The sequence below is a fragment of the Methylocystis sp. Se48 genome (assembly GCF_056269425.1).
The window spans coordinates 1,171,800-1,197,908 of sequence record NZ_CM149850.1 but is presented as its reverse complement, the minus strand read 5'-3'; the positions used below and the strand labels follow the sequence as shown (position 1 = coordinate 1,197,908).

Sequence of the window (26,109 nt, the reverse complement as noted above, 5' to 3'; positions counted from 1 at the left end):
GACGCCTCAAGTCTCCACGAAGTGCTTCGACAGTTTCAGCCCCTGCCCTTGATAATTGGAGGCGCCCGCCTCGCCGTAGAGCGTCTCCGGCGTCTCGGCCATGCGTTCGTAGACGAGGCGGCCGATGAACTGGCCGTCCTCCAAGACGAACGGCACTTCTCGCGAGCGCACCTCCAGCACCGCCCGGGCGCAGGCGCGGCCGTCCGGCCCGGCGCCGAAGCCGGGATCGAAAAAGCCCGCGTAATGCACCCGGAACTCGCCGATCGCCGCATCCATCGGCGCCATTTCGGCGGCGAGCTCCGGCGGAATGGCGAGGCGCTCGCGCGAGGCGAGAATGTAGAAGTCGCCGGGGTCGAGAATCAGCCGGCCGTCGCGCGCCGGCAGTCGGTCCCAATAGTCGTCGATCCGGTAGGCGCCGACGCGGTCGACGTCGATGACGTCCGTATGCTTCTGCGCGCGATAGCCGACGACGCCGCCGAAGGCCTCGGGACCGAGGGCGACGCGCAGAACCACGCCGTCCCGCAGGTTCAGCGGCCCGTCGACGAGCGGCGAACGCTCGTGCAGCCCGGCGAGAGCGGCGTCGGAAAGCGCGACGCCGCCCTGCCCCGCCCCTGCCGGGAGGGTTCGGAATCGCAGCTGGTTGAGGCGCGAGCCCATCCTCGCGCGCACGGAAAAACTGCGCGGCGACACTTCGGCGTAAAGCGGCCCGTCGTAGCCCGGCGCGACCTCGTCGAAGCGCTCCCCGCGGTCGGCGATCAGACGGGTGAAAATATCGAGGCGGCCGGTCGAGCTTTTGGGGTTGGCGGCTCCGGAGACGTCAGGCGGCAGCGCGAGACCCTCCAGCAGCGGCACGACATAGACGCAGCCGCGCTCGAGAATCGCGCCGTCTTCCGAAAGGGAGATCTCGTCATAGGCGAGGGCGGAGAGAATGTCCCCCACGCGGCGGTCCTTGCCCGGCAGAAAGCTCGCGCGCACCCGGTAGGCGCTCGCGCCGAGCCGAAGATCCAGGCTCGCGGGCTGCACCTGCCCGGCGGCGAGCGGCGCCGCGGCGCGGATCGCGCCCGTTTCCGCCATCGCCCGAATTTGCCGGCTGGAGAGCACGCCGCCCTGCGTCTTGTCTAAAGGCGCCATGCACCCTCACCCTTTAGAACCCTGCCGCGAAACAATAAAGCTGCGGCGCCGCCGTCACAATGGCAGGCCGCCCCGCGCCCCGGGATAACTCTCGCGAGGCCGCGCGTCCATCTCCGGCCCGCTCAGGAAAGCCGCCGCGTCGCGCCGGATTTCCGCCTGGCGCTCCGCGCTCATGGCGTCGAGCGTGCGAAGCGGCATGGCGAGACGCGGCGTCATTGGCAGGCGGCCGCGGTTTTCGAGAAAGAAATTCCAGTAAAGATAGTTGAAGGGGCAAGCGTCCGGGCCGCTCTTCGCCTTGACGTCATAGGCGCAGCCTTTGCAATAATCCGACATGCGGTCGATGTAGGCGCCCGAGGCGGCGTAGGGCTTGGACGCGAGAACGCCCCCGTCGGCGAAAATCGCCATGCCGTGGACATTGGGGAGTTCGACCCACTCGAAGGCGTCGGCATAGACGGCGAGATACCACGCCTCGATCTCCCGAGGCGCGATCCCCGCGAGAAGCGCGAAATTCCCCGTCACCATCAGCCTTTGGATATGATGCGCATAGGCGTGGCGGCGCGTTTCGCCCACAACCTCCCTGATGCAGTTCATGCGCGTCTCGCCGGACCAGTAGAACCAGGGTAGCGGACGCGCGGCGGCCAGCGCATTTGTGTCCGCGTAGCCCGGCATGCGCAGCCAGTAGATCCCGCGCACATATTCGCGCCAGCCGAGAATTTGCCGGATAAAGCCCTCGGCCGCATTGATCGGCGCCGCGCCGGCGCGGAAGGCGCTCTCCGCCGCGACGCAGACCTCGTGCGGCGTCAGCAGTCCGATGTTGAGATAGGGGGAGAGCGTCGCGTGATAGAGGAAGGGCGCGCCGCTCTTCATCGCGTCCTGATAATCGCCGAAGAACGGCAGACAATTTACGATGAAATCGTCGAGCGCGGCGAGCGCCCCGGCGCGCGTCACGGCCCAGTCGAATCGCGCGACGTCGCCGAATCCGTCAGGAAATCGGCGCGCCACGAGCGCCATGACTTCCCGCGCGATCTCGTCGGGCGGGAAGCGCAGGCGGTCCGGCGCGCGGCATTTCGCAGGCAGCGGCTTGCGATTCTCGGGGTCGAAATTCCATTTGCCGCCGACGGGCGCGCCATCCGCCATCAGAAACCCCGTGCGCCGCCGCATGTCGCGGTAGAAGAACTCCATGCGCAGCGTCTCGCGGCCCTTCGCCCAGCGCGCGAAATCGGCCCGCGAACAGAAGAATCGGTCGTCCTCGCGACTCTCGACCGGCAGGCCCAGCGCCTCGGCCCATCCGGCCATCATCTCCCGGACCCGCCATTCGCCGGGCTCTGTGACGACGATGCGCGATGGCCTGTGGCGCGCGACGGCGCGCGCCAGCTCGCCCGAAAAGGAGCCCGTGTTGCCGGGATCGTCAAGCCGCACATAGTCGACCGCGATTCCTTCCGCGCGCAGTCTCGCCGCGAAATGGCGCATCGCGGACAGGATCAGGACGATCTTCTGCCCGTGGTGAGGGACGTAGCGGGCCTCCGCGTCGACTTCGGCCATCAGCACGACGTCGCCGCGCGCGACGCCATCGAGCGTCGCGATCGCGCGCGTGAGCTGATCGCCGAGGATGAAGCGCAGGGTCTTGGCCATGACGGCGGACATATGGCCCCATGACGCGAAGTCAAAGAGGCGCAAAGAGGCAATTGACAGGCCTGCCTGCATTTCGGATTACTGCCGCGCGTGGTTATTTGAGCCGGCCGGCTTGCCGCCACGAAAAATAAAGCGCTAAAAGGCCGGGTCTCCCTGAGGAAACCCGCATTTTCGGCCGCGCGCGCAACGCGCGCTTCAGCAATCCGGCGCCCGCGCGCCGCAGGGAGAGAGGCATGTCCGCAGACGCCCCGCGCAAATTCAGACCGGCGACGCAGCTCGTTCACGGCGGAACGACGCGCTCGCCCTTCGGTGAAATGTCCGAGGCGCTGTTTCTGACGCAGAGCTTCGCCTATCCGACGATGGAAGCCGCCGAGGCGCGTTTCAAGGGCGACGACCCCGGCTTCATCTATTCTCGCTTCTCGAATCCGACCGTCGCCATGTTCGAGCAGCGGATGATCCTGCTCGAAGGCGCCGAAGCGGCGCGCGCCACGGCGAGCGGCATGGCTGCGGTGACGGCCGCCATGCTGGCGCAGGCAAAGGCCGGCGACCATGTCGTGGCCGCGCGGGCGCTCTTCGGCTCCTGTCTCTACGTCGTCGAAGACCTTCTGCCGCGCTTCGGCGTCGCCTCCACCCTGGTCGACGGCGCCGATCTCGCCCAGTGGAAGGCCGCGATCCGCCCGGAGACCAGGCTCTTTTTCCTCGAAAGTCCGACCAATCCGGGGCTCGACGTCTACGACCTGAAAGCGATCGCCGATCTCGCCCACAATGCCGGCGCGCGGCTCGTCGTGGACAATGTCTTCGCGACGCCGCTGCTGCAAAAGCCGCTGGCGCTCGGCGCCGACGTGGTTGTCTATTCGGCGACCAAACATATCGACGGCCAGGGCCGGTGCCTCGGCGGGGTGATCCTGTCCTCGCAGGCGATCATCGAGGAGAGCATCCACAATTTCCTGCGTCAGACCGGCCCCGCCATGTCGCCGTTCAACGCCTGGGTGATGCTCAAGGGGCTCGAGACCCTGCCGCTGCGCGTCGAGCGGCAGACGGCGAGCGCTGGCAAGATCGCGGATTTCCTCGCAGCGCAGAAGCGCGTGACGAAAGTGCTCTACCCGTTCCGCAAGGACCACCCCCAGGCGGAGCTCGCCCGGCGGCAGATGACGGGCGGCGGCACGCTGGTCAGCTTCTTCCTGGAAAGCAAGGAGACAGCCTTCCGGCTCGCCAACGCCTTGGAAGTGATCAAGATTTCGAACAATCTCGGGGACGCCAAGAGCCTGATCACGCACCCCGCGACAACGACCCATCAGCGCCTGACGCCCGAGGCGCGGGAGACGCTGGGGATCACCGACGGCATGTTGAGGCTTTCCGTCGGATTGGAGGACGTCGACGATCTCATCGAGGATCTGGCGATCGGCCTCGCGGCGGCGGGACGCGGCTGACGCGCGTCCGCCCTTTTTCACCCTACCGGGCCCGTGACTTAGCGACTCTCGCCGGGCGAAGCGCGACGGCGGCTTCGCGTCTGACGGTTTCGACGACGACAAACGCCGCGGCCAGAACCGCGCCGACAATCTCCGGACCGACCGACAACAATGATTCTGTCATTTCATCCTCCCACGCCGCATCCCGCGGCGACTTCGATCCCGAGATTCGCGTCGGCGCAGTAAGGAGGCAGCCGGCGCCGACGCAAATCCGCTTGGGGTCAAGCAGGAAAGCGCGGGGGCGCGCGGGGGCGGTGGGACAGACGGGACCGAGGCGTCGGCGCGGCGCGGTCCGCCACCATCCAGCGGAGGGAATCGCTCTGGATGGGCGCCGCGACAACGTGGCCAGGCCCCCCTGCGAGGGGAGCGGCGCCGCAGCAGAGCGTCTGACACAAGACGCAGTCGATGCCGCGGTCGCCCGAGGGGCCCGGCCGCCCCGTCTGCGCGTCGGGAGCCGGCGCCCCCGACGCGAAGCACACGAACGCCAATGCGAGCGTCTCCAGGCGCCCCGCGAGCAGGCGCGCCGCGAGGGGCGCAGCGAAAGGCGCGCCCGTCGACAGCGCCGCGACCAGTAGCAGCGCGAACCTGAAAAGGCTCGACGCGCCCGCTCGCGGGACAGGGGAGACGCTCGGCGTCATCGGCGCCGCGTCAGTTGGTCTCGAAGGCGAGGCGCGCGAAACGCGCCCGCCGTTCGAGATCGATCAGACGTATCGCGCCCTGCTGCGCGCCGCGCCACATAGGGGCAAGCGCGGACACAGCCGAGGCCGCGACGTCGTTTTCGCGCTCCTCGCGCGCCTTCAGGGCCGCAAGGGCCGCGCGCGCAAGCGCGCCTTCACGGCCGTTCGGCCGTTTCCCGTTCTTCATGACGATAATTCTCCCGATCCGCCGCTATTCGCGATCGATGTCGACGCCGCGCCCTATTGCCGTCACGCCTGAAAGGACGCGGCGAACGCAGGACGCGGTTTTACGATGGTCAGGAGAAAACGGGCGGCGCGCGCGCCTGTCGGGCATAGTCGCGCGCGGCGACGGGCACGGCGCGGTCCGCCACCGTCCAACGGAACGATGTCCATCGAACGGGCGCCATGCCAAGGGACGCCGACCGCACCGAGACTGGCGCGACGCCGTCGCAGAACGCCTGGCACAGGGCGCAGGAATCATGCTGCCGGTGGACATGGCCGCCGGACCCATGGTGGTTTGCGGCCGCTCGGCCGGCCTTCAGGCAGAGCTCGAACGGCCCCGACTCGCCGGCCCCATGCGCCATGGCGACGCCAGTCGCGACTGGCGCCAGGGCCTGAACGGCCAGCGCCAGCGCGAACAAGACAGCTGTCAGCCACCTGCGGTGCATGGGAGAAAAGTCCGATAATCTCTCGCGCCGAAAAACGCTTACTGATTATTGAAGCAAAAACCAGGCGCATCCGCAAGGCGAACCGCCCGGTTTTTGCTCCGTTCCGGGGACTGGCGCGGCAAGAAGCCGCACTCCCCATGGCGCGGAGCGCGCGGCCGCTTTGTCCTTAGCGCGCGGTCGGCGCGGGCGCTGGCCCGCCCGCGCCGCCGCCAAGGCCGGCCAAGGTCGCGCCGCCATCCTTGCCGCCGAGGTCGTATCTCAGGCCGAGGAAGAAGGTGCGCTGGTTGTAGGGGTTCGGATTCACGTAATATTTCCAGCGGCCGATGTTGTCCACGCCGGCGGTGAGCGTCCAGTTCGGCGCGACCTTGTAATTCACCTTCGCGTCGAAGACGAGATATTCGCTGTCCACATTGCCGTAGTTGTTGTGGTTGAAGTCCACGTTGTTCAGCGTCACGAAGGCGGCGGAGGCGTAGCGCGCGCCGAAAGCCACCGACAGTTCCTGCGTCGGGCTGTAGCTCACGACCGAGCGGATGCGGATGCGCGGCACGCGCGGATACTGCATGCCCTCCAGCAGAATGCCGCCCGCCGTCGGGAAGGGCGAACCGGCCGGAGCGCCCACGAAGGTGAGCGCGCTGCCGTTCGAAAGAATCTTCGAATCGGTGAAGGTCACGCTGCCCGAGAAGTCGAGGCCGGGCCAATAGATGTCCTTCATGACCAGCGCCGCCTCCACGCCGCGAAACCGCGCCTTGTCGAGGTTGGTGGACTGCGAGACGATCTGGCCCGTCGGGCCGATCGCTGATTGGGTCACGATGGCGTTCCAGCGGTCGTCGAGGAACAGGCTGACGCGCGGGTTGAACAGGCCGATGGCGCCGTTGAAGGCGTCGACCTTCCGGTATTCGCCCGTCAGGTCATAGGACGTCGAAATCTCCGGCTGAAGATTGGGGTTGTTGACGAGCACGCTGTTCGGCGTCGTGAGCCCCTGGAACAGCTCCGTGACGGTCGGGAACCGATAGGCGCGGCCGACGGAGCCGCGCATCTGGAAGTCCGGCGTCACCTGGTATTCGATCGACCCCTTGGGCGAGAAACCGTTCTTGTACGTGTCCGGGAAATAACCGGCCGTCGCCGCGACGGGCGCGAGCGGAACGACGCCCGGCGCGAAATTGTTGCCCGGGCCGAGGCCGCCGCTGACGTTCGAGCCATTGTAGGCGTGCCAGAAGTCGCCGCGCGCGCCGGCGATGAGCTTCCACTGCGGCAGGAATTTCCAGGCGTCCTGAATGTATATGCCCTTGGCGTCGGTCTTGCCGTAGTTCACGCCGTTGAGGGCAAGCGCGAAATTATTCCCCGCGAGCGCAGTCTTGGTCTGGACCGAGTTCAGCGAATACTGGTCGGCGTGCGCGCCGAAGGAGACCTCGTGCTTGCCGAGGTAATCCTCCGCGGGCCGCCAGATGAACCGCATGTCGCCCGTGCGCCAGTAGGTGCCGGTCAGCACGGTGTTGAGGCCGGTCGGGTCGATATTGTAGCGATCGAGGTCCGCGTTCGTGTTCGGGCGAATGCCGTAGGACGTGTAGCTCTGCGAGAAATCGCGCAGGAAATTGTAGGACGTGCCCGAGAAGTCGAAGTCGAACTCGCCGCCCGTGTCGCGCTTGAGCGAGAAGGCCTGCATGAGATGGGTCGAGCCAGCCCAGCCGGGGTTCACGCCGCCGGGCGAGATCGCGAAACCGCCGATCCCGAGGCGGCCGTTCTGCGTATTGTAGATTGGAAAGCCGTTTCGGTCGCGGATATAGCTCTCGACCGTGGTGCTGCTGTTGAGATTCCACACCCCGACCGTATAGGTCGCGCGGACGAGCGGCGCGATGTCGTAGGACATCTTCAGCTTCGCCATGTCCTGCTGGGTGAAGTCCGCGCCGGCCGCGCCGGCGATGATGCGCGGAACGCCGTTCTGGTTGAAATCCTGAAAGCCGCCGAAGAAGCGCGTGCCGGGCGCCTGGAAGGGAGTCAGGAAGTTGCCGGGAAAGGTCATCGCCTGACCCTGTGAGTCCAGATGGTCGTAGGCGAAGAAATAGCGGAAGTCGCCGATGCGGTCGCCAACGAGGATGTTGGCGTTGCCGGAGAGATTGAGTTCGTTGGTCCCGTAGAGGTTGAAGGGCTGGACGGCCGCGGTCGCCGAAACGTGCGCCTCGAAACTGTCCGGCATGCGCGTCGTGATCGCGAGCACGCCGCCGATCGAGTTGCCGGGATAGAGCGCCGAGAACGGGCCGTAGATCACGTCGATGCGGTCGATCTCGGCCGGAGAGACCATGCCCCAGCGCGGCGGGAAGTTGAAGCTGTTGCCGAGCAGATTGGAAAGAAGAATGTTGTCGGCGTAGACCAGGGTCTTGGCGCTTTCGATCGTGCCCGTGGTGCGGCCTGAGACGATGGCGTTGCGGTCGCCGATGTAGCGCTCGCGGATGAGCAGCGAGGGCATGTATTTGAACGCCTGAGCCGTCGTGAGCATATTGACGGTTTTGTCGATCTCCTTTCGGGTGCGGGACTCGACGACGGCCGGGACGTTAGCCGGAATCGTGCGGCTGAACGGCGCGGGTTTCGGCTCGGCGTAGCGATCCGCGCCGACCGCCGGCGCCTGGGTCGGCGGCGCCGCGACCGGTCCAGCGGCGCGGGCCGGACCGGCCGCGCGCTGACCGGAGGACGGGCCGGGCCGCGCCGGGCCGCGGGCCCCGCCCACCTCGATCGTGGGCAGGGACTGCTGTGCGAGGGCGGAGGCGGCGAACAGCAGCGCGAGCGCGTTGACGGACGCGGCGCCGAGCAGGTGGGAACGGAGCTTCATAACGAAAAACCCTGGCGTTTCGCGACGCGCTCCAGCCGGAGCCCATCGTCCGGGTGCGGACGCATGCGGGCGCGTTCGGCGGAACGAGCGAAGTTTTCTTGGGATGCGGCGACGCCGCGACGTCGATGGTCTGGATCGCGCCGAGACCGACCGGGCGGGTCAGATCACGACAGAAGAGCGCGCCCGGGAGGACCACGCGCCAGCCAGGCGTCCTTCGTCCGGACGACCGGCCCGAGCAGGGTCTCCGGAGCGAAAAGCGCAAGCCCTCCATCGCGCGGCGCGGCGAGCGCATATCCCTCGCTCGGGAGCGGCGAGGAAAGCGGCTCTCCACAGAGGAGACAGCATTCGCAGGCGCAACGCGGCGCGCCCGACTTGGCGTGGCCGGCGCGCTCCGACGGAACGCTCGTCTTCTCGCAATGATGGGTGACGCCAACGGCCGGCGCCGAAAGCGCGACGCTCCATCCGCCGGCGATGGTTTGCGCGACCATCGCCAGAGCGAGCAGCAAAGCGCGGAGCGACGACAGGGACATGGCGACTCGGGCAGATAACTTTTGGGTAACTTATCCGATCGATCGGCGCTGGAGCCAAGACCGGCAACGCTTCTGACGGCCAAAAGCTCGGCCATGTGTCAGAATTGTCACATTCGACGCGCGGTCCAGGATCGCGGGAAAGCCTCGCGGCGCGCCGAAAAATGATTCCCCTTTCGACGTCGCCGTTCTAAGCTCCGCCTCATGTACGTCGCCATCACCAGAGACATTCAGGTCACGGCGTTGCCGGACTTTTTGCCGGACCGCTCCGATCCGGATCAGAGCCGCTATTTCTGGTCTTACACGATCGAGATCGCCAATCTCGGACGCGTGCGCGTGCAGCTTCTCTCCCGCCACTGGATCATCATCGACGCCAACGGCCGCCGCGAGGAAGTGCGCGGGCCGGGCGTCGTGGGAGAGCAGCCTGTGCTCGAGCCGGGCGAAACGTTCCGCTATGCCTCCGGATGTCCGCTCGGGACGCCCTCCGGGCTGATGCAGGGCACCTATCGGATGGTCACAGATTCGGGCGAGACCTTCGACGTCGAAATCCCTGCCTTTTCCCTCGACAGCCCGATGTCCAATCCAACGTTGAACTGATGGACGCTCTCGAACGCGCAATCGACATGACGGCGCGGCTCGTCGCTTTCGACACCGAAAGCTCGAAGTCGAACCTCCCGCTCATCGATTTCGTCGAAAATTATCTGCGTGAACAGGACGTGCCTTACATACGCGCGCCAAACGCCGCGGGAGACAAGGCCGCGCTGTTCGCGACCATCGGCCCGATGACGTCGGGCGGCGTCGTGCTTTCCGGGCACACGGACGTCGTGCCCGTCGAGGGTCAGGAATGGTGCGCCGATCCCTTCGTCCTTCGTCGCGAGGACGGCCGCCTTTACGGACGCGGCGCGGTGGACATGAAAGGCTTCGGCGCCGTCGCGCTGGCGATGATCCCGGAGTTCAAGAAGGCCGCGCTGGCGCGTCCCGTCCACATTTTCCTCAGCTACGACGAAGAGACGACCTGTCTCGGTCCGCTCGATGTCATCGCCCGTCTCGGCGCCGACCTGCCGCGCCCGGGCGCCGTGATCGTCGGCGAGCCCACCTCCATGCAGGTGGCCGACGCGCACAAGGGCATCACCACCCATGTCACGCGCGTCACGGGGCATGAAATTCACTCGGCCAATCTGCACCGGGGCGTGAGCGCCGTGCATGTCGCCTGCCGCATGGTCGTAGAGCTTGAACGCATCGGCGCGGAACTGTGCGAGGCGGGCGATCCCACCGGCCGTTTCGATCCCCCCTACTCCACCATTCACGTCGGCGTCATCAAGGGCGGCACGGCCCGCAACATCGTCGCGAAAGACTGCGAATTCGACTGGGAGTTTCGCGCCCTGCCGGGCGTCCCGCCGTCGCTGGCGCGGGAGCGGCTGGAGATTTTCGCGCAGCGCCTGCGCGAGACGGTTTTCGCCGGTTTCCCGAAAACGGGCGTCGTCACGGAGACCGTCAACGAGATTCCCGGCCTCGCGGCGCAACCCGGTTCCGCCGCCGAAACGCTCGCCCTGCGCCTCGCCCGCCGCAACAGCACCATCGCCGTGCCCTATGGGACGGAGGCCGGACATTTCCAGCTCGCCGGCTTACCCACCGTCGTTTGCGGACCCGGCCGCATCGATCAGGCGCACCAGCCGGAAGAATATATCGACATCTCCGACCTGGCCGCCTGCGTCGACTTCATGCGCGGCCTGGCGCGCGAACTTGAGCACTGAGCGCCGGAGCGCTCAATAGCAGGTCCATTTCCAGTCCTGGCGGCGATGGCTCCAGCGCCAGCAGGAGCCCACGCCGTAGGGATAAAAACGTCCGTCATGCCAGCGGCCTCGGCCGCCGCCGCGATACTCGCCGGTTCCGGGGTAGCCCCCGCCGCCGCGCCAGTAATGGTAGCCGTCCGGCGCCGGACCTTCGCCGCGCCAGCGCGGTCCGCGCGGATCGCCGCCGCCCCACTTGCCGACCTCGCCCGGGTTGACCGGCCGATCCCGCCAGCCGCCCCCCTCGCCGCGGGACCATCCGCCTCGGCGTCCGCCGGCCCAACCGTCCTGGCGGCCGTCATCCCAGCCGCTCTGCGCCGCGGCGATCGCCGGAATCGAAAGGACGCCGAAGATTGCGGCGGCGGCGCCCAATTTTCGAAGCTTAGACATGTCGGCCCCTTTGTCTGCGGCGGCGCGGCGCCAATGGAATCATCGCTCGCACAGTCGGCCACGCCACGCTAGCGGTCAACGGCCGAGCGGCGCAAAAAAAAGCGGGCCCGCAACCGGGCCCGCCTGTTGTTTCCGTCGATCCGCGTCTGGATCAGCAGGCCCAGACCCAGCGGCCGTACCACCAGCGCCAGCAGCCGCCGGCGTGACCGCCGTACCACCCATAAGGACGCGCGTAGTAGCCGCCGCCGCGCCAACCGTAGCCGCCATGCCAGGCGCCGTGACCGCCCCAGCCGCCGCCATGCCAGCCGTGACCGCCCCAGCCGCCGCCATGCCAGCCGTGACCGCCCCAGCCGCCGCCGTGCCAGCCGTGACCGCCCCAGCCGCCGCCGTGCCAGCCGCCCGCGGAAGCCGCGCCCGGGGCGGCGACCAGCGCGCCCGCGAGCAGCGCGGCGCAAGAAATCTTCCTGATCATTGCGTTTTTCTCCCAAAAGAGGGCGCGCGGGTTTCTCGCGCCCATGCGTGCCGGCCGCATCGGCCGCGCCGCTCCGGCTTCAATCTTCTGAAACGCCGTTCCGCGACGCAGGTTCCGCCCGCCGCGGATGCGGACGCCCTTCTCTGCGCCGTCGTCGCGGCGATTTGACGGCCGATCGCCGGCTGAATGCGCCGCGACGCCCCAATGACGGATGGCGAGCGGGACGAAGGCCGCCGTCCGCCATTGCTTTCGTAAGTCGAGCGGCTATAGTCCGCGCCCATTCCGACGCCTGCCCGACGCCCGCTGCGCGCGTCGCGCCGATATGACAGAGACGCTGCGATGAAACTGATCACGGACGCCATGGCCCAAACCGAACAACCGGCGGCCAACGCCGAGACCGCGCCGGCGCCTGCCCCCGCCGCCCCGGCGCCGAGCACGCCCCACCCAGAACCGGCGCAGACGGGCACGATCGCGACCCCTGGGGCCCCGGACCCGAACCAGCCGCCATCGCTGCCCGACCTCTTCGCCCAGCTCGTCCCGATCTTCGTGGTGATGGGCATCGTCTATATTCTGGTTATCCGCCCGCGCGCCCGGCGCGAGAAGGAACAGCTCGCCGCCCTTCGCAACGTCCGCCGCGGCGACACGATCGTCACGACCGGCGGCGTCATCTGCAAGGTGACGCGCGCGATCGACGACAACGAGGTCGAGGTCGAAATTGCGCCCAACGTTCGCATCCGCCTGGTCCGCACGGCCATCGCAGAAGTGCGCGCCAAGGGCGAGCCCGTGAAGGATGCTCCCGCGCCGGCGCCCAAGCCCGCCGCGGAGGCGAAGCCCGCTTCCGGCAAGACGGCCAAATCGTCGGACACGAAAGCCAAGTCGTAAGGCCCAAGTCCCGACGCCCTCTCGTTCCGGCCTTCTCGCGGGCGCCCGACCTCTCTGACGGACAAGCGACACGATGTTGCGATTTTCGACCTGGAAGTTTTTTGCCATCGTGGCGATGACGGTCGCCGCCGTACTGGTTGTGGCGCCGAGCATGTTGTCGACCGCGCACTACCAAGCGCTCGCGTCGCGGCTGCCGTCCTGGCTCGTCCCGCCGACGATCGTCCTCGGCCTCGACCTCCAGGGCGGCTCCCACGTCATGCTCGAGGTGGATCAGGCGGATCTCGTCAACACGCAGATTAAGAATCTGCGCGACGACGTCCGCCGCATCCTGCGGGAGGAGAAAGTCGCGATCACGGGCGGCATAGGCGCGACGGCGCGAGGCGTGCAGGTTCGCGTCGCCGACGCCGCCGACCGCGAGAAGATCTTGCCGCGGATCCGGCAGTTGCGGAACAGCTTCAGCTCGAACATCGGCGGCCAGCCGCCGCTCGAGGTGGAGACCACAGCCGATGGACTCATTCGCGTCACGGTCACCGACGCCGGGCTGAGGGACAAGTCTCGCAAAGCGGTCGAGCAGTCGATCGAAGTCATTCGCCGCCGCGTCGACGCGCTCGGCACCCGGGAACCCAGCATCCAGCGTCAGGGCGACGACCGTGTGCTCGTGCAGGTTCCCGGCCTCCAGGATCCCCAGACGCTCAAGGAAATTCTTGGCCAGACCGCGAAGCTCGAATTCCGCCTCGTCGCCGAGCCCGGCCAGAACCCGTCCGAAGTCGAGGAGCTCGATCAGGTCGACGACCCGAACAAGCTGCCGATCGAAAAGCAGGTGATGGTGCAGGGCGAAGACCTGACCGACGCCCAGCCCGGCTTCGACCAGCAGCGCAGCGGCGAGCCTGTCGTCAACTTCCGCTTCAACATCCGCGGCGCGCAGAAGTTCGGGGAAGTGACGTCCAAGAACGTCGGCCGTCTGTTCGCCATCGTGCTCGACAACAAGGTGATTTCGGCGCCGCGCATTCTCACGCCCATCACCGGCGGCTCGGGCCAGATTTCTGGCCACTTCACGGTCGAACAGGCGAATAATCTCGCGATTCTGCTGCGCGCCGGCGCGCTGCCCGCCAAACTCAACATCGTCGAGGAGCGCACCGTCGGCCCCGGCCTCGGCCAGGACTCAATCGACGCCGGCAAGCGCGCGGCCTACGTCGGCGCCGGCCTCGTCGTGATCTACATGCTCATCACATACGGCGTCTTCGGCGTCTTCGCCAATCTTGCGCTGTTCGTCCACATCGCCTTCATTTTCGCGGGCCTCGTGCTGCTCGGCTCCACGCTGACCCTGCCGGGCATCGCGGGAATTGTGCTCACCATCGGCATGGCGGTCGACTCGAACGTGCTGATCTACGAACGCATCCGCGAAGAGAACCACGCCGGCCGCTCCATCCTCGCCTCGCTCGACGCAGGCTTCAACCGCGCCTTCGCGACCATCGTCGACTCCAACGTCACGATGTTCGTCGCCGCGGCGATCCTCTACTTCCTGGGCTCGGGCCCGGTGCGCGGCTTCGCCGTGTCGCTCGCGCTCGGCATTCTCACGACCATCGTCACCGCCGTGACCATGACGCGCATGATGATCGCCGTCTGGTATCACTACGCGCGTCCGACGAAGCTGCCGATCTAAGGGGCGAAACGACCGATGAAACTCCTGCGCCTCGCTCCGGAGAATACGAAATTCCCCTTCATGCGCTTCCGGCGCGTGAGCTATCCCTTCTCGGCCCTGCTGTCGCTCATCGCCGTCGCGCTGTTCGTCTTCAAGGGAATGAACTTCGGCATCGACTTCGCCGGCGGCACGGTGATCGAGCTGCGCGCCAAGTCCGGCGCGGCGGAAGTCGGAACTTTGCGCGCGATCAGCGAAGGACTGAAGCTCGGCGACATCGAGGTGCAGGCCTTCGGCAATCCCGCCGACGCGACGCTGCGCTTCGGCCTTCAGCCGGGCGGCGACGCGGCCCAGCAGGCGGCGGTGGACCGCGTGCGGCAGGCCGTCGGCGCCGACTACGACCTGCGCCGCGTCGAAGTCGTCGGTCCGCGCGTCTCGAACGAACTCGTCCAGTCGGGCACGCTCGGCGTCGTGCTCTCGATCATCGCCGTCCTAACCTACCTCTGGTTCCGGTTCGAGTGGCAGTTCGCGATCGGCGCGGTCATCGCGACGATGCACGACCTGTTGCTGACGGTCGGCTTTTTCTCGCTGACGCAGCTCGAGTTCAACACGACGTCGATCGCCGCGATTCTGACGATCGTGGGCTACTCTCTCAACGAAACCGTCGTCGTGCTTGACCGCATCCGCGAGAACATGCGCAAATACAAGAAAATGCCGACGGCTCAGATGGTCGACATGTCGATCAACGCCGTCCTGCCGCGCACCATCATGACGGCGACGACCGTGATGCTCGCGCTTTTCGCGCTCGTCGCCTTCGGCGGCCAGGTCATCCGTTCCTTCTCGCTGGCGATGATCTGGGGCATTTTCGTCGCGACCTATTCCTCGATCTTCATCTGCTCGCCGATGCTGATCTATCTGGGCTTGCGCAATGAAGACGCCGACCGCAAGGTCGAAGCGGCGACGCAGCCCGAACCCGATGCAGAGCTGGAAGCGCAGCCGGAAGCTCTCGCGTCGATGTTCGACGACGTCGGCGACGAGCCAGTTCCAGCCGCTCCGGCGCCCAAGCGCCCGGCGCCGAAACCCGGCTCCCGGAACGCCGCGAAATCCGGCGCGCGGCGACGGCCGAAGTAGGCGGGCCGCAAAGAGACGCGCCCGATGACTGCGCCCCGGGGCTATGTGCCCGGCCGTCACAGGATCGACGACTACGGCGGCGGCGGCTTCCGCTTCGCCGACATGTCGCATCGCGGATCGATCCTTGCCCTGCCGACAGGCGTCCGCGCGATCGCGCCGACGATCTGGAGCGAGATAGACGCCACAACGATCGATCTCGCGCTGTCGGACGCCGGCGGGCTCGATCTCTTCATCGTCGGCACAGGCAGAGATCTGATGCCGCTCGCATCCGCCTTGCGCGCGAAGCTGCGCGACGCCGGCGTCGGCTGCGAGACAATGGCGACCGGCGCCGCCGTGCGCACTTACAATATGCTCCTGGACGAAGGACGCCGCGTCGGCGCGCTGCTGATCGCCGTATGATGGGAGATGCTGCGCCGGAACATTACGGGCATTGCGACGCGCTGTTGCGCGAACGCGACCGCGACCTGTGGCTCGCCTGCCTTTTCGCGCCGCAGCCCGCGCGCCGTCACATTCACGCCGTTTACGCCTATGCGGCGGAGGTCGCCGCCGTCCGCGAGAAAGTGAGCCAGCCGCTCCTCGGCGAAATGCGCCTGCGCTGGTGGACCGACGCCCTGTCGTCGGAAGATGCGGCCGCAGGGGCCCGCGCGCATCCGGTCGCGGACGCGCTCCTCGACACCGCCGAGCGCTTCTCGCTGCCGCGCGAGGAATTGATCGCCCTCGCCGAGGCGCACGTCGCAGACCTCTACGACGATCCGATTCCCGACGTCGAGACGCTCGACGTCTATTGCCGCGCGACGCGCGCAGGGCCGATGCGCTGGGCGGCGCGCATTCTCGGCGCGGCGGCGGCGCCCGCCTTCGAGGAGGCGGGCCTCGCGCTCGGCCTCACGAAAATCCTGCTGTCTCCGCCCGGCCCCTTCATTCCCGCGGACCTGCTCGCCCGTCACGACGCCGGCATCCACGCCGACTCCGCCGGGCTTCGGGCCGCGCTCGCCGAACTGCGCGAAATGGCCGCCGCCCGCTATGCGGCGGCCCGCGGCGCCGCCTCGGCGCTCGCCCAAGGGCGGGAAGCCTTGTTGCCCGCCGCGACGGTTCCTCTTTATCTGGAGCGCCTGGCGCGCAAGGATTGCGATCCTTTCCGCGGAGCCGGAGAGCCGTCGCCGCTGCGCCGGCAATGGAGAATTTGGCGCGCCGCCAGAGGCGTCGGCTTGTGACCCGCGCGCCGCTGCGCAACGCAGACGGCGCGGGAGCGACAGGAAGAGAGCGATGAGACCCGACGTCTACGACGAAGACAGCCGACGCCTCAGAATCGGGACGCTGATCGTTCTGCGCTGGGTCGCGATCATCGGCCAGAGTCTCGCCTGTCTTTTCGTGTATTTCTTCCTGGGCTTCGACTTTCCGGTCGGCCTTTGTTTCGTTTTCATCGTCGCGTCGGCGACGCTCAACATCGGCCTTCGCTTCGGCACGTCGGGCACTTTCCGCCTCAGCGACATCGAGGCGGTCGTGCTGCTCTGTTACGACGTCGTGCAGCTGAGCTTCCTGCTCTACCTGACCGGCGGCGTGACCAACCCCTTCGTGATGCTGCTTCTCGCGCCGGTGACGATCTCGGCCGTTTCGCTTCCCCGCAATCTGACGATCTTCATGGGCATCGTCATGCTGGTGGCCGCGACCTTCCTCTGCGTGGAGTTTATGCCGCTCCCCTGGCACGAGGACGAGCAACTGAAATTCCCCCTGCTCTACCGCGCGAGCATCTGGGTCTCGCTGGCGCTGTCGGCGGCCTTCATCGCGCTCTACGCCGCGCGCGTTTCCGACGAGGGACGGCTGCTGGCGACGGCGCTGGCCGCAACCGAGCTGGTGCTCGAACGCGAGCAGCACCTTTCCCAGCTCGACGGCCTCGCCGCGGCGGCGGCCCACGAGCTCGGCACGCCGCTCGCGACCATCACGCTCATCATTCGCGAATTGCAGAAAATGGCCTCCGAATGTCCCGCCGGCGTCAAGGAAGATCTCGACCTCGTCGCGCAGGAAACCAAGCGATGTCGAGAAATCCTCGGCAAGCTCGCCTCGCTCGGCGCGGACCAGGGCTCGGTCATGAACGTCCTGTCGATCGATACGCTCCTCGAAGAGGTTGTCGGACCGCAGCGGGAATTCGGAGTCAAGCTGGAGATTTCGAAGCGCGGCAACGGCACGGCCGCCCCCCCGGCCCTGGTGCGCAATCCTGGCATTCTTTACGGCTTGGGCAATCTCGTCGAAAACGCCATCGACTTCGCCGAGTCGCGGGTGCGCATCGACGCCTGGTGGACGCGCGATTTGGTGACGATCTCCATCGAGGACGACGGGCCGGGATTTTCGCCGGCCATTCTCGACCGGCTCGGCGACCCTTATTTGCGCGGCCGCCCAACCGAGCGGCGCACGAAAAACGATAGCCAGGCGGGCCTGGGGCTCGGACTGTTCATCGCCAAAACGCTTCTGGAGCGCTCCGGCGCGACCGTGGAGACGTTCAATGTGTCGCCGCCGCGCACTGGCGCCGTCGTACGCGTCACCTGGGCCCGTTCGGCGCTGGAAATTCCGGCGGCCAAACTCCAAACGGCCAGCGACTAGCCATGCAACCCTCCAGGGTCGACGCCGCCGACGCCATGGAGTAGTTTTGACAAAAATCAGCCCTTGGGAGACGCGGGGACATGAACGGCGAAGAAATGAACGAGACCGATCGCGCGACCGACGCCCAGGCGGACGCCATGGCCGCCCCGGCGTTGCCGAGCGACCGTTCTTTGCTCATCCTCGACGACGACAAGCCTTTCCTCCATCGCCTCGCCCGCGCCATGGAGTCGCGCGGCTTCGTGGTCACGCAATGCGAGTCGGTCGCGGAGGGCCTAGCGGCCCTCGAAAACGCGGCCCCGGCCTTCGCGATCATCGACATGCGCCTGGGCGACGGCAACGGCCTCGACGTAATTCAGAAGCTCAAGGAAGCGCGCCCCGACGCCCGTGGCATCGTCCTCACAGGGTACGGCAATATCGCCACCGCCGTGACGGCGGTGAAGCTCGGCGCCTTCGACTATCTGGCCAAGCCCGCCGACGCGGACGAAATCTATCATGCGCTGATGGCGACGACGATCGACAAGCCGGACGCGCAGGAAAATCCGATGTCCGCCGACCGGGTGCGCTGGGAGCATATCCAGCGCGTCTTCGAATCCTGCGATCGGAACGTTTCGGAGACGGCGCGTCGCCTCAATATGCACCGCCGCACGCTCCAGCGCATCCTCGCGAAGCGCGCTCCCCGCTAGTTTTGGGCAGGTTCGTCGCCGAACGCGAGCGCGCAATATCGCTCGGCCGCCAGCGCGCCGAAACGCACGAGCATCGCCCGCCGGCGCGCGGGCGCGAGACGTAGCGCCGGCGCTTCGCGCAGGAGCATGGCGCCATAAGCGTCCGCCACGATGAGCCCCGCGTCCGGCGGAAACAGCGCCGTATCGAGGCCGTCGGGAACCGCGAAGTAGAAGCGGTCGCAAAAGTCGCGATAGCGCGTCCATTTTTGGTCCGCCCGGAAATCCTCGCCGCAGGATTTGACTTCCACGATCCGCAGAACGCCATCGGGCGCGAGCGCCATGAGGTCGGCGCGGCGCCCGTCCGGCAGGGGCGCCTCCGCCAGAACGGCGAAGCCGCAGGCGCGCAAAAAACGGCGCGCGCCGCGCGTGACCTCCGTCGTCATTTCCGGCCGCGCGCGTCGCGACGCCGCGCCGCCCCCGGCAAATTCTCCAGACTGCATCGTTCCTCGCTCGACGCCGAGCTTCGCGCGTCGCCAATCGCTGCGCAAGCGTGATAACCTCGACGTCAGCGCGTCGCCGCGCCCCGGCCGCGCATTTCCCGATAGATCCGAAGATGAACAGATTTCTGGCCGCCCTCCTCTTCGCCCTCGCCGCCGCGCCCGCCGCCGCGGCCGAACGCGTCGTCAACATCTTCAACTGGAGCGATTACGTCGATCCCGGCGTGCTGGAGGATTTCACGCGCGAAACCGGCGTCAAGGTCATTTACGACACCTACGACTCGAACGAGATGCTCGAGTCGCGCTTGCTCGCCGGGTCCACCGGCTACGACATCGTCGTGCCCTCGGCGACTTTCCTCGAACGCCAGATCAAGGCCGGCGTCTTGCAGCGCATCGACCGCAAGCGCCTCGCCAACGCGGGCAACATCTGGCCGGAGATTGACGGCAAGCTGTCGCTCTACGACCCCGGCAACGCGCACGCCATCAATTACATGTGGTATACGACCGGCGTCGCCTACAATGTCGCGAAGATCAAGGAGCGGATCGGCAAGCCGATTACGAGCTGGGAGCAGGTTCTGCGCCCCGACGCGCTGAAGAAGCTCGCCGACTGCGGCGTCTATGTGCTCGACAGTCCCGAGGACGTCTTCTCCATAACGCTGAACTATCTGAAGCTCGATCCGAACTCGAAGCGCGAGAGCGATCTGAGGCGCGCCGCCGATCATCTCGCGGGGCTGCGCCGCTACATCAAGAAGTTCCACTCGTCGGAATATATCAACGCGCTCGCCAATGGCGACATTTGCCTTGCGATCGGCTGGGCAGGCGACAGTCTGCAGGCGCGCAACCGCGCCCGCGAAGCGGGCTCCGAGGTCGAGATCGCCTACGCCATACCGAACGAAGGCGCGTTGATGTCGATGGACAATCTGGCCATCCCTGTGGACGCCCCGCATGTCGCCGAGGCCTATCAGTTCATCGACTATCTTCTGAGACCCGACGTCGCCGCACGAAACACCAGGGCCACGAATTTCGCCAATGGCGTCGCGCCCTCGCGCGCGCTCCTCGACAAGTCGATCGCAGACGATCCGTCCGTTTATCCGAGCGAAGCGACCATGCGCCGCCTCTTCACCGTCACGACGCCGAACCAGCCGGAGCAGAAGTTCATCACCCGGCTCTGGACGATGGTGAAAACCGGAAGGTAGATCGTGTGGATCACGGCGGCGCCTTTGCGGTCGTCGCGCGAGCAGGGCCGACGGGGCGTTTATTGCTCGCTGAGGATTCGCTTCAGCAGCTCGATCACTTCCGCAAGGCTTTTGTCCTTCGCAGCCAGTTCCTCGATCTTCCGCACCGCATGAAGAACGGTCGTATGATCGCGACCGCCGAAACGGCGGCCGATCTCCGGCAATGAGCGCAGCGTCAACACTTTCGACAAATACATCGCGATCTGGCGCGGCCGCACGACATTCGCGGTTCGCCGCGAGGAGAGAATGTCCGCGCGCGAGATATTGTAATGGGAAGCGACGAGTTTCTGAATGTCGTCGATCTTGACGCGCTTGGGCTCCTGCGTGCGCACGAGGTCGCGGATCGCCGTCTCCGCCGTTTCCACGGTCAGCGGCGCGCCGTTGAGCGTTACATGCGCGAGCAGGCGATTCACGGCGCCCTCGAGATCGCGGCCGTTAGTGACGATGGCGCCCGCGACATAGTCGACGACATCCTTCGGCACGTGAAAGCCCGGCTGCGTCTCCTGCGCGGCGGCGATACGGGCGTTAAGGATCTTCACGCGCAAGGCTTCGTCGAGCGGTCCGATGTCGACGCAGAGCCCGCCCTTGAAACGCGACAACACCCGCTCGTCGAGCGTCTCCAGCTCCGATGGCGGACGATCCGCCGCGACGACGACCTGGCGTCCGGCGTCGATCAGCGCATTCAGCGTGTGGCAGAACTCCTGCTGGATCGACTTGCCCTGCAGAAACTGGACGTCGTCGATGATCAGCATGTCGATGGTCCGCAAACGCTCCTTGAAGGCGAGCGAGGTCTGCGTGGTGAGTGAGGAGACGAAGCCGCTCATGAAGCGCTCGGCGGTCAGATAGACTGCGCGACGGCGATTGTCGTTGGTGGCGTGGGCCAGGGCTTGAAGGAGATGCGTCTTGCCGAGACCGACGGCCGCATGCGCGTAAAGCGGATTGAACATCGGCGTTTCGCCGGGGCGCGCCTCTGCGACGCGGCAGGCGGCGGCGTAGGCGAGCTGGTTGGACGGACCGACGAGGAACGTCGAAAAGGACAAACGTCGGTCGAGCGGCGAGCCGATAACGGCGTCCGGCTCTGCGCGCGGCGCAGCGCGAGGCGCGCGGCGCGCTGCGGGGGACGTTTCCGTCGCTTCGGCGCCGCCGAATGAGGCGGGCGCTTTCTCAACGAAAAGCGACGAGGGCGCCTCCGGCTCGCGCTCGACGGCGTTCTCGCGCGGCTTGGCCTTGCGCGCGGTCGACCGCACGTCGATGACGACGCGCTCGATCGTCTCGAATTCATTGGCGACGCGCGCCTTTATGCGCGACGCGTAATGCGACTGCACCCAGCTCTTGAGGAATTTGGTCGGGACGGAAAGATGGATCGTCGGGCCTTCGACGCGATCGAGCTCCAACCGCGTGAACCACGAGTTGTACACCGCATCGCCAAGTTCCGCCCGCAACCGATGACGGACGCGTTCCCAACGTTTCTGATCCTCGGCGGAAACGGCGTCGTTCATCCCTTCACGATCCGACATCTGTGAGTTTTTCCTCATCGTGCGAACGACCTCATCAGCGCCGCGCGATAAGCGGGCGACAGGCGGCGTCGCAAATGGATTATTCTCGGCTAGCGCGCGCGAGGCGCGGGAGGCGGCCTCAACGCGGCGGCCCGACGGCAAAGCCTGTCGTATTCGCTTTCAAAGTCGAACGATCGCAACGCATAACAATATCGGACATCATAAACCGCGGCGCTGGAAAATCTCGCCCGGCGGACAACACTCCGATGGTCTCGACTCGCCGCCCATTCGTCATGACAGACCCCCGGGTATCCGGGAACGGAGATCGTCCCGGAGCTACGCTCTTCGCGAGGTTACGCACGCTACCTTACGCCCTTGCGAACTGATCGCTTGAATTTCACATCGAACGGAAAGGAAAGCTGACAAACGTCGTCGCCAATGGCGTTTCGAGGCAGGAATCCGACATTGCGTCGCTCCCTTTGTTTGCGCTCAGCCGCAGGCGGATCATTCGACGTCGACCGCTTTCGTTCGACTTTTCGACCCTACACGCGAGCGCTGTTTTGCGCAACGATCCTCGATGTCGCGCGCGCCTTCGCATAGCGCGCGACGCTCACGACATCGGTTTCTCTCCTTGTAAACCGATGATTCGCCGCCGCTACGAAAGGCGATATCGAAAGCGCGCGGAAATCGCCGCCGCCAAAGCCGAATCGCCGTCACACGGCTGTCAAGGGGCGCTTCTGAAGCCTTCTGTCGTGGCCTTGGTTGCAAGAGATTGAATCGCGGCGCGTTTGGTTGCGCACAACTAAAGGGAGAGAAAAAAAATTGAGACTGTGTCGCGCCCGTCTCACGACGCTGGACGCAGAAGCGCGGACAAAAAAAACCCGGCAAAGCCGGGCTTTTTTTGGAAGCTCACTCTGCCTCATTCAAGACAGAAGATGCACGCCAGAGGCGCAATTCGCCTCACACTTTTGCAGAGAGCGCCTTCACGCGCGCGCTGAGACGCGACACTTTGCGCGAGGCCGTGTTCTTGTGAACGACGCCCTTTTGCGCCGCGCGCATCATCTCCGGGACGGCGCTCTGCAAAGCGGCGGCCGCCAGCGCGGCGTCCCCCGCGGCGATCGCTTCCTCGACCTTGCGGACGAAGGTGCGCATGCGGCTGCGTCGCGCGCGGTTCACCGCGGTGCGGCGCTCGATCTTGCGAACGGCTTTTTTGGCCGAACTGGTATTGGCCATGGTCTTTATGTCCTCGACTCTGCGGGGCGGCTTTTGAGCGCCAGAAACCGATGCGGCCGCGAAATCGCGGCCACGTAGCGCGGTTTATAAGCGCGGCGCGGCCCTTTCGTCAATGGCGCCCGCTCAGCGGTTCCGGAAGGCCGCCTTGCGCTTCTCCACGAAGGCGGCCATGCCCTCCTTCTGGTCTTCCGTCGCGAACAGCGCATAGAAGAGACGGCGCTCGAATCGCGCCCCTTCCGTCAGCGTGGTTTCGAAAGCGGCGTTGACCGCCTCCTTGGCCGCCAGCGCGGCGGGCAGCGACATGGCGGCGATCGCGGCTCCGGCCTTCAGCGCCTCGGCGACGAGATCGGCGGCGGGGACCACGCGCGCGACGAGGCCCGCGCGCTCGGCCTCCTCCGCGCCCATCATGCGGCCGGTGAGCACGAGGTCCATGGCCTTGGCCTTGCCGATCGCCCGCGTGAGGCGCTGGGTGCCGCCCGCGCCGGGAATCACGCCGAGCTTGATCTCCGGCTGGCCGAACTGGGCCGTATCCGCGGCGATGATGAAGTCGCACATCATGGCGAGCTCGCAGCCGCCGCCGAGCGCAAAACCGGCGACGGCCGCGACGATCGGCTTGCGCGAGCGGGCGACAGCGTCCCAGCGGCCGATGAAATCGCCGAGGAAGGCCTCGGAGAAAGTCTTGTCCTTCATTTCCTTGATGTCGGCCCCGGCGGCGAAGGCTTTCTCGGAGCCCGTGATCACCACGCAGCCGATTCCCTCGTCCTTCTCGAAGCCCGCCAGCGCGCAATCGAGTTCGCCGATGAGCTGCGTGTTGAGCGCGTTGAGCGCCTGCGGCCGGTTGAGGCGCACGAGCGCGACGCGGCCGTGCGTTTCGATGTCGATCGTGTCGTAACTCATGCGGGCCTCCTTGTTGCCGGTGGGTCAGATGTCGAAGTCGCTCGCCGCCTGTTTTTCGCCGAAGCCTTGCGCGACGGCGTGGGCGTAGAGATCTTCGAGCGTGATGTCGTCGAGCCGCGCGAGCGCCGCTTCCTCCGTTTCGGCGATCAGCGGCTCGAGAACCGCGGCGAGCAGGGCCGGCGACTTGTCCTCTTCTTCTTCGGCGCGCAATGCGACGCGCACGATTTCGCCGACGCAAAGTCGGCGCCGCTCCCGCGCGAGTTCATAGCCGCCGGCCGGGCCGCGAACGCTCTTCAGCACGCCCGCCCGCACGAGCGCCTGGAGCAGCGTCTCGAGCCGTCGCGGCGGCAGTTCGTGGCGGGCGGCGAGTTCCTTCGAGGACACCGGACGTCCGCGCGCGTAGAGCGCGACGTCGAGCGCCGCCATCAAAGCGTAACGCGCGGGACGCGGCAAAAGCCTCATTCGCCGCCGTCCCCGCCGATTCCCGTCGAGCCGAAACCGCCGGCGCCGCGCGCCGTCTCGCCGAGATCGTCGGCCTCGACCAATATGGCGCGGACGACGGGCGCGACGACGAGCTGCGCGATGCGCATCCCGCGCGTGATTTCGAAAGGCTGGCCGCCGTGATTGACGAGCAGCGCCTTGACCTCCCCGCGATAGTCGCTGTCGATCGTGCCCGGCGCGTTCAGCACCGTGACGCCATGTTCGACCGCGAGCCCCGAACGCGGGCGCAGTTGCGCCTCGTAGCCGTCGGGCAGCGCGATCTGGACGCCCGTCGGCACGAGGTCGCGCGCGCCGGGCTCCAGCACCAGCTTCTGTCCCGGCGGCAGCGCCGCGTAGAGATCGAGGCCGGCGGCGCCCGCGCTGGCGTAGGCTGGCGCGGGAAGGCCTTCGCCATTGGTCAGGCGTCTGATGGAAACTTTCATTCTGCAGCCTCGCCCGTTGCAAGAATCTCCGCCAGCCGCTCAACGAGGCGGCCGGCGACGGCGTCCTTGCTCATGCGCGGCCAGCTCTCGACGCCCGCGCCGGAAACAAGATGCGCCTCGTTGGCGTCGCCGCCGAACACGCCCGCCCCCTCGGAAACGTCATTGGCGACGATGAGATCGCATCCCTTGCGGACGAGCTTTTCCTTCGCGTGGGCGATCACGTCGCTGGTCTCGGCCGCAAAGCCGACGACGAGCCGCGGGCGCTCCGCGCCCCGCGCGACGCGCGCGAGAATGTCGGGGTTTTCGACGAGGACGAGGGCCGGCGCCGCCGCGCCCGGCTCTTTCTTGATCTTCTGCGGCGCGGCCTCCACGCGCCAGTCGGCGACGGCCGCCGCGCCGACGAAGACGTCGGCAGGCAGCGCCCGTTCGACGGCGGCGAACATGTCGCGCGCGCTCTCGACCCGGCGGACATCGCAGCCCGGCGGATCGGCGAGCGTCACGGGGCCGGAAACCAGCGTCACCCGCGCGCCGGCCGCCGCCGCCGCCGCCGCGATGGCGTGGCCCTGCTTGCCGGACGAGCGATTGGCGATGTAGCGCACGGGGTCAATGGCCTCGTGCGTCGGCCCCGAGGTGACGATCACATGGCGGCCGGCGAGCGGCCCGGCGCCCGGATGCGCGGCCGCGGGCAATGGAATCCGCATGTCGCCGGACAGCGCCGCCTCTACGGCCGCCACGATCTCCAGCGGTTCGCTCATGCGTCCCGCCCCATATTCGCCGCAGGCCATCGCGCCGTCCTCCGGCCCGACGAACAGGGCGCCGTCCGCGCGCAGCGCCGCGACGTTGCGCCGGGTCGCGGGCGCGAGCCACATGCGCAGATTCATCGCGGGCGCATAGAGCGCGCGCTTGTCGGTCGCGAGAAGCAGCGTGGTCGCGAGATCGTCGCAAAGTCCTTGCGCCGCACGCGCCAGAAGATGCGCCGTCGCGGGCGCGACGACAATGAGATCCGCCGCGCGCGAGAGATGGATATGGCCCATCTCCCGCTCATCGGTCGCGGAAAAGAGATCGTCGTGAACCTTCTCGTTCGTCAGGCTGACGAAGGCCAGCGGCGTGACGAATTCCTTGGCGGCGGCGGTCATGACGACGCGCACGCGGGCCCCTCGCTCGCGCAGCCGCCGCACGAGATCGAGCGATTTGTAGGCGGCGATCCCGCCCCCGACGATGAGCAAAATGCTCTTTCCGTCAAGGCTTTGCGCCACTGCCGACCCTGCCAATCCCCTGCTCCCCCGCTCGTTGCGCGCGGAGAATACAGATTTTGCGCGCAAGGCCAAAGCGGCGGCGC

The 26,109-nt window shown here is 66.9% G+C and carries 26 protein-coding genes and 1 riboswitch; of the genes, 11 read left to right on the top strand and 15 right to left on the bottom strand.

What is annotated here, in order from left to right; genetic code table 11:
• Positions 1 to 6: 6 nt before the first annotated feature.
• Both ACV959_RS05855 and ACV959_RS05850 read right to left on the bottom strand, forming a co-directional pair.
• Positions 7 to 1,131, bottom strand: coding sequence for a 2'-deoxycytidine 5'-triphosphate deaminase (locus ACV959_RS05855; RefSeq protein WP_475738979.1), 1,125 nt, complete (start codon positions 1,129 to 1,131; stop codon positions 7 to 9).
• Positions 1,132 to 1,185: 54 nt separating this feature from the next.
• Entirely contained in the window at positions 1,186 to 2,775 is a 1,590-nt protein-coding gene (locus tag ACV959_RS05850; RefSeq protein WP_475738978.1) for a cryptochrome/photolyase family protein, read from the bottom strand.
• 68 nt (positions 2,776 to 2,843) lie between these two features.
• Positions 2,844 to 2,922: riboswitch (SAM riboswitch) on the top strand.
• Between the two features lie 74 nt (positions 2,923 to 2,996).
• Here ACV959_RS05850 and ACV959_RS05845 point away from each other — a divergent pair.
• Positions 2,997 to 4,193 (top strand): O-succinylhomoserine sulfhydrylase, encoded by a 1,197-nt coding sequence (locus ACV959_RS05845; protein ID WP_475738977.1) that lies wholly within the window; start codon positions 2,997 to 2,999, stop codon positions 4,191 to 4,193.
• Between the two features lie 687 nt (positions 4,194 to 4,880).
• On the opposite strand, the gene ACV959_RS05840 is transcribed toward ACV959_RS05845, so the two are convergent.
• The 4 genes from ACV959_RS05840 to ACV959_RS05825 form a co-directional block, all read right to left on the bottom strand.
• Entirely contained in the window at positions 4,881 to 5,096 is a 216-nt protein-coding gene (locus tag ACV959_RS05840; protein WP_475738976.1) for a hypothetical protein, read from the bottom strand.
• Positions 5,097 to 5,205: 109 nt separating this feature from the next.
• Positions 5,206 to 5,577 carry a DUF2946 family protein gene (locus tag ACV959_RS05835; protein ID WP_475738975.1) on the bottom strand — a complete coding sequence of 124 codons (372 nt, stop codon included), beginning with the start codon at positions 5,575 to 5,577 and terminating at the stop codon, positions 5,206 to 5,208.
• A gap of 166 nt (positions 5,578 to 5,743) precedes the next feature.
• Positions 5,744 to 8,401, bottom strand: coding sequence for a TonB-dependent receptor (locus ACV959_RS05830; protein WP_475738974.1), 2,658 nt, complete (start codon positions 8,399 to 8,401; stop codon positions 5,744 to 5,746).
• Between the two features lie 164 nt (positions 8,402 to 8,565).
• Positions 8,566 to 8,931: a hypothetical protein gene (locus tag ACV959_RS05825; RefSeq protein ID WP_475738973.1), complete on the bottom strand. Its 366-nt coding sequence runs from the start codon at positions 8,929 to 8,931 to the stop codon at positions 8,566 to 8,568.
• Positions 8,932 to 9,132: 201 nt separating this feature from the next.
• Between ACV959_RS05825 and apaG the strand changes: the two genes are divergently transcribed.
• Together apaG and argE are read left to right on the top strand one after the other, a co-directional pair.
• Positions 9,133 to 9,525, top strand: coding sequence for a Co2+/Mg2+ efflux protein ApaG (gene apaG / locus ACV959_RS05820; protein WP_475738972.1), 393 nt, complete (start codon positions 9,133 to 9,135; stop codon positions 9,523 to 9,525).
• The gene (gene argE / locus ACV959_RS05815; protein WP_475738971.1) at positions 9,525 to 10,682 is read left to right on the top strand and encodes an acetylornithine deacetylase; all 1,158 of its coding nucleotides are present in this window, start codon (positions 9,525 to 9,527) and stop codon (positions 10,680 to 10,682) included. Before apaG ends, argE begins: the two co-directional genes overlap by 1 nt.
• 12 nt (positions 10,683 to 10,694) lie before the next feature.
• On the opposite strand, the gene ACV959_RS05810 is transcribed toward argE, so the two are convergent.
• Both ACV959_RS05810 and ACV959_RS05805 read right to left on the bottom strand, forming a co-directional pair.
• The gene (locus tag ACV959_RS05810; RefSeq protein ID WP_475738970.1) at positions 10,695 to 11,108 is read right to left on the bottom strand and encodes a hypothetical protein; all 414 of its coding nucleotides are present in this window, start codon (positions 11,106 to 11,108) and stop codon (positions 10,695 to 10,697) included.
• A gap of 151 nt (positions 11,109 to 11,259) precedes the next feature.
• Positions 11,260 to 11,580, bottom strand: coding sequence for a hypothetical protein (locus ACV959_RS05805; RefSeq protein ID WP_475738969.1), 321 nt, complete (start codon positions 11,578 to 11,580; stop codon positions 11,260 to 11,262).
• Positions 11,581 to 11,919: 339 nt separating this feature from the next.
• On the opposite strand from ACV959_RS05805, the gene yajC reads away from it, so the two are divergent.
• From yajC to ACV959_RS05770, 7 genes are all read left to right on the top strand, one after another.
• Positions 11,920 to 12,462 carry a preprotein translocase subunit YajC gene (gene yajC, locus ACV959_RS05800; RefSeq protein ID WP_475738968.1) on the top strand — a complete coding sequence of 181 codons (543 nt, stop codon included), beginning with the start codon at positions 11,920 to 11,922 and terminating at the stop codon, positions 12,460 to 12,462.
• Positions 12,463 to 12,535: 73 nt separating this feature from the next.
• Positions 12,536 to 14,125 (top strand): protein translocase subunit SecD, encoded by a 1,590-nt coding sequence (gene secD, locus ACV959_RS05795; protein ID WP_475738967.1) that lies wholly within the window; start codon positions 12,536 to 12,538, stop codon positions 14,123 to 14,125.
• Between the two features lie 15 nt (positions 14,126 to 14,140).
• Positions 14,141 to 15,232, top strand: coding sequence for a protein translocase subunit SecF (gene secF, locus ACV959_RS05790; RefSeq protein WP_475738966.1), 1,092 nt, complete (start codon positions 14,141 to 14,143; stop codon positions 15,230 to 15,232).
• A gap of 24 nt (positions 15,233 to 15,256) precedes the next feature.
• The gene (locus tag ACV959_RS05785) at positions 15,257 to 15,631 is read left to right on the top strand and encodes an Mth938-like domain-containing protein (protein ID WP_475738965.1); all 375 of its coding nucleotides are present in this window, start codon (positions 15,257 to 15,259) and stop codon (positions 15,629 to 15,631) included.
• A complete protein-coding gene (locus ACV959_RS05780) occupies positions 15,628 to 16,443 on the top strand; it encodes a phytoene/squalene synthase family protein (protein WP_475738964.1) in 816 nt (271 codons plus the stop codon). Before ACV959_RS05785 ends, ACV959_RS05780 begins: the two co-directional genes overlap by 4 nt.
• 52 nt (positions 16,444 to 16,495) lie before the next feature.
• Positions 16,496 to 17,827, top strand: a complete 1,332-nt coding sequence (locus tag ACV959_RS05775; RefSeq protein WP_475738963.1) for an ActS/PrrB/RegB family redox-sensitive histidine kinase — start codon at positions 16,496 to 16,498, stop codon at positions 17,825 to 17,827.
• A 95-nt stretch (positions 17,828 to 17,922) separates the two neighbouring features.
• Complete coding sequence (locus ACV959_RS05770) at positions 17,923 to 18,510, top strand: ActR/PrrA/RegA family redox response regulator transcription factor (RefSeq protein WP_475739592.1); 588 nt, start codon at positions 17,923 to 17,925, stop codon at positions 18,508 to 18,510.
• On the opposite strand, the gene ACV959_RS05765 is transcribed toward ACV959_RS05770, so the two are convergent.
• The gene (locus ACV959_RS05765; protein WP_475738962.1) at positions 18,507 to 18,989 is read right to left on the bottom strand and encodes an MmcB family DNA repair protein; all 483 of its coding nucleotides are present in this window, start codon (positions 18,987 to 18,989) and stop codon (positions 18,507 to 18,509) included. The genes ACV959_RS05770 and ACV959_RS05765 overlap by 4 nt on opposite strands.
• A gap of 113 nt (positions 18,990 to 19,102) precedes the next feature.
• Between ACV959_RS05765 and ACV959_RS05760 the strand changes: the two genes are divergently transcribed.
• The gene (locus ACV959_RS05760; protein ID WP_475738961.1) at positions 19,103 to 20,182 is read left to right on the top strand and encodes a polyamine ABC transporter substrate-binding protein; all 1,080 of its coding nucleotides are present in this window, start codon (positions 19,103 to 19,105) and stop codon (positions 20,180 to 20,182) included.
• A 59-nt stretch (positions 20,183 to 20,241) separates the two neighbouring features.
• Here the strand turns inward: ACV959_RS05760 and dnaA are convergent, their stop codons facing one another.
• The 6 genes from dnaA to coaBC form a co-directional block, all read right to left on the bottom strand.
• Positions 20,242 to 21,738 (bottom strand): chromosomal replication initiator protein DnaA, encoded by a 1,497-nt coding sequence (gene dnaA / locus ACV959_RS05755; RefSeq protein WP_475738960.1) that lies wholly within the window; start codon positions 21,736 to 21,738, stop codon positions 20,242 to 20,244.
• A gap of 939 nt (positions 21,739 to 22,677) precedes the next feature.
• Positions 22,678 to 22,950, bottom strand: coding sequence for a 30S ribosomal protein S20 (rpsT, locus tag ACV959_RS05750; RefSeq protein WP_475738959.1), 273 nt, complete (start codon positions 22,948 to 22,950; stop codon positions 22,678 to 22,680).
• A 123-nt stretch (positions 22,951 to 23,073) separates the two neighbouring features.
• Positions 23,074 to 23,847: an enoyl-CoA hydratase gene (locus ACV959_RS05745; protein ID WP_475738958.1), complete on the bottom strand. Its 774-nt coding sequence runs from the start codon at positions 23,845 to 23,847 to the stop codon at positions 23,074 to 23,076.
• Between the two features lie 24 nt (positions 23,848 to 23,871).
• Positions 23,872 to 24,309 carry an RrF2 family transcriptional regulator gene (locus ACV959_RS05740; protein ID WP_475738957.1) on the bottom strand — a complete coding sequence of 146 codons (438 nt, stop codon included), beginning with the start codon at positions 24,307 to 24,309 and terminating at the stop codon, positions 23,872 to 23,874.
• A complete protein-coding gene (dut, locus tag ACV959_RS05735; RefSeq protein ID WP_475738956.1) occupies positions 24,306 to 24,770 on the bottom strand; it encodes a dUTP diphosphatase in 465 nt (154 codons plus the stop codon). Before dut ends, ACV959_RS05740 begins: the two co-directional genes overlap by 4 nt.
• The gene (gene coaBC / locus ACV959_RS05730; protein ID WP_475738955.1) at positions 24,767 to 26,026 is read right to left on the bottom strand and encodes a bifunctional phosphopantothenoylcysteine decarboxylase/phosphopantothenate--cysteine ligase CoaBC; all 1,260 of its coding nucleotides are present in this window, start codon (positions 26,024 to 26,026) and stop codon (positions 24,767 to 24,769) included. Before coaBC ends, dut begins: the two co-directional genes overlap by 4 nt.
• Positions 26,027 to 26,109: the final 83 nt, after the last annotated feature.

What these genes read in the sequence shown, in the direction of transcription:
- ACV959_RS05855 (WP_475738979.1), bottom strand. Translation starts at nt 1,131, where the DNA reads ATGGCGCCTTTAGACAAGACGCAGGGCGGCGTGCTCTCCAGCCGGCAA.
- ACV959_RS05850 (WP_475738978.1), bottom strand. Translation starts at nt 2,775, where the DNA reads ATGTCCGCCGTCATGGCCAAGACCCTGCGCTTCATCCTCGGCGATCAG.
- ACV959_RS05845 (WP_475738977.1), top strand. Translation starts at nt 2,997, where the DNA reads ATGTCCGCAGACGCCCCGCGCAAATTCAGACCGGCGACGCAGCTCGTT.
- ACV959_RS05840 (WP_475738976.1), bottom strand. Translation starts at nt 5,096, where the DNA reads ATGAAGAACGGGAAACGGCCGAACGGCCGTGAAGGCGCGCTTGCGCGC.
- ACV959_RS05835 (WP_475738975.1), bottom strand. Translation starts at nt 5,577, where the DNA reads ATGCACCGCAGGTGGCTGACAGCTGTCTTGTTCGCGCTGGCGCTGGCC.
- ACV959_RS05830 (WP_475738974.1), bottom strand. Translation starts at nt 8,401, where the DNA reads ATGAAGCTCCGTTCCCACCTGCTCGGCGCCGCGTCCGTCAACGCGCTC.
- ACV959_RS05825 (WP_475738973.1), bottom strand. Translation starts at nt 8,931, where the DNA reads ATGTCCCTGTCGTCGCTCCGCGCTTTGCTGCTCGCTCTGGCGATGGTC.
- apaG (WP_475738972.1), top strand. Translation starts at nt 9,133, where the DNA reads ATGTACGTCGCCATCACCAGAGACATTCAGGTCACGGCGTTGCCGGAC.
- argE (WP_475738971.1), top strand. Translation starts at nt 9,525, where the DNA reads ATGGACGCTCTCGAACGCGCAATCGACATGACGGCGCGGCTCGTCGCT.
- ACV959_RS05810 (WP_475738970.1), bottom strand. Translation starts at nt 11,108, where the DNA reads ATGTCTAAGCTTCGAAAATTGGGCGCCGCCGCCGCAATCTTCGGCGTC.
- ACV959_RS05805 (WP_475738969.1), bottom strand. Translation starts at nt 11,580, where the DNA reads ATGATCAGGAAGATTTCTTGCGCCGCGCTGCTCGCGGGCGCGCTGGTC.
- yajC (WP_475738968.1), top strand. Translation starts at nt 11,920, where the DNA reads ATGAAACTGATCACGGACGCCATGGCCCAAACCGAACAACCGGCGGCC.
- secD (WP_475738967.1), top strand. Translation starts at nt 12,536, where the DNA reads ATGTTGCGATTTTCGACCTGGAAGTTTTTTGCCATCGTGGCGATGACG.
- secF (WP_475738966.1), top strand. Translation starts at nt 14,141, where the DNA reads ATGAAACTCCTGCGCCTCGCTCCGGAGAATACGAAATTCCCCTTCATG.
- ACV959_RS05785 (WP_475738965.1), top strand. Translation starts at nt 15,257, where the DNA reads ATGACTGCGCCCCGGGGCTATGTGCCCGGCCGTCACAGGATCGACGAC.
- ACV959_RS05780 (WP_475738964.1), top strand. Translation starts at nt 15,628, where the DNA reads ATGATGGGAGATGCTGCGCCGGAACATTACGGGCATTGCGACGCGCTG.
- ACV959_RS05775 (WP_475738963.1), top strand. Translation starts at nt 16,496, where the DNA reads ATGAGACCCGACGTCTACGACGAAGACAGCCGACGCCTCAGAATCGGG.
- ACV959_RS05770 (WP_475739592.1), top strand. Translation starts at nt 17,923, where the DNA reads ATGAACGAGACCGATCGCGCGACCGACGCCCAGGCGGACGCCATGGCC.
- ACV959_RS05765 (WP_475738962.1), bottom strand. Translation starts at nt 18,989, where the DNA reads ATGCAGTCTGGAGAATTTGCCGGGGGCGGCGCGGCGTCGCGACGCGCG.
- ACV959_RS05760 (WP_475738961.1), top strand. Translation starts at nt 19,103, where the DNA reads ATGAACAGATTTCTGGCCGCCCTCCTCTTCGCCCTCGCCGCCGCGCCC.
- dnaA (WP_475738960.1), bottom strand. Translation starts at nt 21,738, where the DNA reads ATGTCGGATCGTGAAGGGATGAACGACGCCGTTTCCGCCGAGGATCAG.
- rpsT (WP_475738959.1), bottom strand. Translation starts at nt 22,950, where the DNA reads ATGGCCAATACCAGTTCGGCCAAAAAAGCCGTTCGCAAGATCGAGCGC.
- ACV959_RS05745 (WP_475738958.1), bottom strand. Translation starts at nt 23,847, where the DNA reads ATGAGTTACGACACGATCGACATCGAAACGCACGGCCGCGTCGCGCTC.
- ACV959_RS05740 (WP_475738957.1), bottom strand. Translation starts at nt 24,309, where the DNA reads ATGAGGCTTTTGCCGCGTCCCGCGCGTTACGCTTTGATGGCGGCGCTC.
- dut (WP_475738956.1), bottom strand. Translation starts at nt 24,770, where the DNA reads ATGAAAGTTTCCATCAGACGCCTGACCAATGGCGAAGGCCTTCCCGCG.